The organism is Nostoc sp. WHI (genome assembly GCF_015714725.1).
GTDB lineage: Bacteria > Cyanobacteriota > Cyanobacteriia > Cyanobacteriales > Nostocaceae > Nostoc.
In genome coordinates this window covers 1-4,428 of sequence record NZ_WBKM01000017.1, presented here as the reverse complement: position 1 = coordinate 4,428, position 4,428 = coordinate 1, and the positions used below count along the sequence as shown (strand labels likewise).

Annotated in this window: 4 protein-coding genes; 3 read left to right on the top strand and 1 reads right to left on the bottom strand. The window is 39.2% G+C overall.

All coding sequences use genetic code 11. From position 1 onward, the window contains the following. The first annotated feature begins 381 nt into the window (after positions 1 to 381). Genes F8S12_RS01650 through F8S12_RS01640 form a run of 3 tightly spaced genes read left to right on the top strand, consistent with a single transcriptional unit; the run spans position 382 to position 4,114 of the window. Positions 382 to 1,680: a CHAT domain-containing protein gene (locus F8S12_RS01650; RefSeq protein WP_331001329.1), complete on the top strand. Its 1,299-nt coding sequence runs from the start codon at positions 382 to 384 to the stop codon at positions 1,678 to 1,680. A 48-nt stretch (positions 1,681 to 1,728) separates the two neighbouring features. After that, positions 1,729 to 3,177 (top strand): CHAT domain-containing protein, encoded by a 1,449-nt coding sequence (locus F8S12_RS01645; RefSeq protein WP_196514487.1) that lies wholly within the window; start codon positions 1,729 to 1,731, stop codon positions 3,175 to 3,177. Between the two features lie 22 nt (positions 3,178 to 3,199). After that, positions 3,200 to 4,114, top strand: coding sequence for a WD40 repeat domain-containing protein (locus F8S12_RS01640; protein WP_230967723.1), 915 nt, complete (start codon positions 3,200 to 3,202; stop codon positions 4,112 to 4,114). On the opposite strand, the gene F8S12_RS01635 is transcribed toward F8S12_RS01640, so the two are convergent. Next, positions 4,106 to 4,426 (bottom strand): hypothetical protein, encoded by a 321-nt coding sequence (locus F8S12_RS01635; protein WP_442946780.1) that lies wholly within the window; start codon positions 4,424 to 4,426, stop codon positions 4,106 to 4,108. The genes F8S12_RS01640 and F8S12_RS01635 overlap by 9 nt on opposite strands. Positions 4,427 to 4,428 lie beyond the last annotated feature (2 nt).

The following is a 4,428-nucleotide window of genomic DNA, read 5'->3' as shown; positions in this document are numbered from 1 at the left end:
TCAAAAAGTTCGTGACTTATTAGCAACTCGGACTAGTTTCTTTAATGATATTCGTACCTTATTAAAATTTATTTGCTTTAAAAATTGGTCGGAGTTTTTCTTATTTATTCTTACCGAATATGTCCCTCTCACAAAAGTAAATTCTAGTTAAAAATGTCAAATTTTTGAGAGGAGGTAAAGATTATTAATTAAGAGAATTTACAAAGTAGGTCGGAATTTCAGCTATATTTATAAGTTGAAATCTATTTTTTCATGGGCAGATTTTTAAAATTGTTTCTCTTCAGTTAATTATTATGATTATCTTTCAAATAAATCATAATTAGACAGAAGTTCTCTATGTAAACAAGAGGACTTTATCTTCTTTTGTTTTCAAAATGAGAATTGCTGGGGTTAACTGATGCTGAAAAAGTATCCATTTTTGAACAGCAAGCTTTCACTTACCGCTTTCTACAACAAAGTCTTGTTGCCCAGAATAAAATTAATTCTGCACTTGAAGTAAGCGATCGCGCTAGAGGCAGAGCCTTTATTGAGTTATTAGCTTCAAAACAATTAGAAAAACCAAACCCACTATTAAATATCAAACCCCTCGCACTCCAGCAAATTAAAAACATAGCCAAGGTTGAGAATGCAACCCTTGTGCAGTATTCAATTATTGGGAATGAAGCACTCTACATTTGGGTAATTAAACCTACAGGTGAAATAGCTTTTGAGCAAGTTGATTTGAAAAAAACTCTGAATACTTCTCTAGAAAGCCTTGTTATTAACAACCGTAAAACTCTGGGTGCGAGAAGTCGGGGTATTAAAGTGGAACCTAAAAGTGGTGGTAATCAAAAACAGCAGTTACAAAAACTTTATGAAATACTAATCAAACCCATCGCCCAATATTTACCAAAAGATTCTAATGCTCGTGTTATCTTCATTCCCCAAGAATCGTTGTTTCTTGTACCTTTCCCAGCATTGCAAGATGAGCAAGGCGAGTACTTAATTGATAAACATACTATACTGACTGCACCTGCCATTCAAGTTTTAGATTTAACCACTAAGCAAAAGTATAACCTTAACAAGTCTACAAAAGATGTGCTAATCGTTGGCAATCCTATCATGCCTAAAATTCCCATCACAAATGAACAGTTATCACCCCTTCCTGGTGCAGAAACAGAAGCAATACAGATTGCAGATTTATTTAAAACCCAAGTAATCATAGGTAGCAAAGCCACCGAGACAGCCATTGTCCCGAAGATGAGCAAAGCCAGGATCATTCATTTTGCTACCCACGGCTTACTTGATAATTTTAAAGGATTCGGTGTCCCAGGTGCGATCGCCCTTGCTCCTAGTAATCAAGACGACGGCTTCTTGACAGCAGGCGAAATCCTCGATATGAAACTCAGCGCCGAACTCGTTGTTCTCAGTGCTTGTAATACCGGAGGTGGTAATATTACAGGTGATGGTGTCATTGGCTTATCGCGTTCTTTGATTACAGCTGGAGTACCCAGCGTCATTGTATCCCTGTGGGATGTAAATGATAATTCCACCGCCTTTTTAATGAGCGAATTTTATCATAATCTCCAGCAAAATCCTGATAAAGCTGTAGCGTTACGTCAAGCAATGCTCACTACCAAAAAGCAATATGCAAATCCTCTTTACTGGGCTGCCTTTACCCTCATTGGTGAAGCAGATTGAACCACATAAATTATTAAGTATCAGTATACATAAGAATATAATGTCAATATGAAAAAATTTACGATTTACTTTGTACAATCAATTTGTCTAGGTATTCTCGCCATTGCCTACTTGCCTAATATCAATATTTTGGCAAATAGCAAGATTTTAGCGCAAACCACAAATGCTGATCAGCCATCAATTATAGAAACCAAAAATTCCACCTCTAACCGATTACAAAAATTACTCATTGACCAGAATAAACCTGAAGCAGCATTAGAAATTTCCGAACGCAGCCGTAACCGCTCATTAGTAAATATATTGAGCGATCGCTTGTCTTCATCAGCCGTTACCCCTTTAAGTACTGAGCAAATTAAACAAGTTGCTAAACAACAAAATTCCACACTTGTTCAATATTCAATTATTAATGATGAATTCAACATTGCAGGCAAAAAGCAAACTAGAGAATCAGAACTGTATATTTGGGTGATTCAACCTTCAGGTGATATAGCATTTCGTAGCGTTGACTTAAAACCACTGTGGCAGAAACAAAACATATCTTTAGCTGATTTAATTACAAAGAGTCGTCAGTCTATTGGTGTTAGCAGTAATTATACGAAAGGCAGGATCAAAGTATCCCCTGTACAAACAACTAACTCTAGAGATAATTTCCAAAAACTGCATAAACTGTTAATTGCACCTATCGCAGATGTATTACCAACTCAAGCAGATGCACACATTATCCTCATTCCCCAAAGTGAATTATTTCTTGTACCTTTCGCAGCATTAAAAGATACCAAAGGTAAATACTTAATTGAGCAACATACCATTGCTACTGCACCTTCTATTCAAGCATTAGATTTACTTTATCAGCGACAACAGAAAAATCAAGGAGTAGCTAAAGATGTGTTAATTGTCGGCAATCCTACCATGCCTAGTGTTGCCCTCAAACCTGGCGAACCTCCGCAGAAAGTACCACAACTACCAGGTGCAGAAAAAGAAGCCAAACAAATAGCCGCAATTTTTGATACCCAAGCGCTCACAGGTGATGCAGCCACCGAAACCGCAGTTATCCAAAAAATGCCCCAAGCGAAAATTATTCACTTAGCAACCCAAGGAGCATTCAATGAGTCGCAAGGAAAGAATATTCCTGGCGCATTGGCGCTTGCACAATCAAATCAGGATGACGGCTTGCTGACATCTGAAGAAATTCTGAACTTGAAATTACAAGCTCAGTTGGTTGTGTTGAGTGCATCTGATACAGCACTAGGCAAAATCACTGGGGATGGTGTACTTGGCTTATCTCGTTCTTTCTTCGCCGCAGGGGTTCCCAGTGTGATTGGTTCTTTGTGGTATGTTTCGGATAATGAAACAGCATTTTTAATGACAGAGTTTTATCAAAAATTCAATGAAAACCCAGATAAAGCTGCTGCCTTGCGTCATGCAATGCTAGCAACTATGAAAAAATACCCAAATCCCAGAAATTGGGCAGCTTTTACCTTGATTGGTGTGTTGTAGTTCCAGATTAGGTTGATAAATTATGCGCGATCGCCGCAGGTGGGGCATAGCCCATCGCACAAGCAGAATCATTTTAATCGCTTTGAGTGCTTTTTTGGTAACAATTGCACCTACATTCCCACAAAATTTTTCTGGGTTTTTCTTTGCGCCACAGGTGTTAGCACAAACACCAAATCAGCAGCAAACTGAGGCTATCTCTGGTAATTTTATTGATTACTTTGCAGAAGAGAGACAATTTAAAGGGCATGAGGGTAGCGTTAACAGTGCGAGTTTTAGTCCTGACGGTAAGTTAATTGTGACTGCTGGTGCTGATAACACCGCCCGTGTCTGGGATTTTGCTGGAAAGCAGGTAGCAGAATTAGTTGGGCATCAAGGCAATGTCAAAAGTGCGAATTTTAGCCCGGATGGTAAGTTGATTGTCACCGCATCTTTTGATGGTACTGCTCGTGTTTGGGATGTTTCGGGTAAACAGCTAGCTGCGTTAAAAGGGCATCAAGGTAATGTTTATAGTGCGAATTTTAGCCCGGATGGTAAACAGATAGTAACGGCAAGTGCAGATAAAACTGTCAGGTTATGGGATTTATCAGGCAAACAGCTAAGAGAATTTAAAGCGCATGACAACAGCGTTTACAGTGCGAATTTTAGTCCTGATGGCAAACGCCTTGTTACCGCCTCTGCTGATAAAACAGCGCGTGTTTGGGATTTGTCTGGTAAGTTATTAGCGGAATTAAAAGGGCATCAAGATACGGTTTGGAGTGCAAGTTTTAGTCCTGATGGACAAAGCATTGTAACTGCTTCCGATGATAAAACTGGTCGTGTGTGGAATCTATCGGGGAAACAGTTAACAGAACTACGAGGACATCAGAATAGTGTACTGAATGCCACTTTTAGCCCCGATGGGGATACCGTTGGCGAATTCCCCAAACAGCTAAACTGAACCGATTAGTTCAGCAATGAAACGATTGAGAACCTTCTGAGCAGTTTTATACCCAGTAGCTTGCTTACCTAACTTCAGTTGGGACAAAATGCGATCGCGTAAAATTTCAAGTTCTCTTATCGGTGGCAAACCGACAGGTTGTTTAGCGCTTGTGGTATTAGATATCTGATGTGACTCACTCTGCCGTGTAATACTTGGTTGAATGGGAGCTAAAAAATCTGAGTCTTCCCGTGTAATACAAGGGTTATCGTTATGCCTAACAATGTGTTCTAAATAATCAGCACGGGTTAAGCCTAAGCATTCCGAAGCAATAC

Coding starts and splice junctions, on each gene's coding strand:
- F8S12_RS01645 (WP_196514487.1), top strand. CDS start 1,729: ATGAAAAAATTTACGATTTACTTTGTACAATCAATTTGTCTAGGTATT.
- F8S12_RS01640 (WP_230967723.1), top strand. CDS start 3,200: ATGCGCGATCGCCGCAGGTGGGGCATAGCCCATCGCACAAGCAGAATC.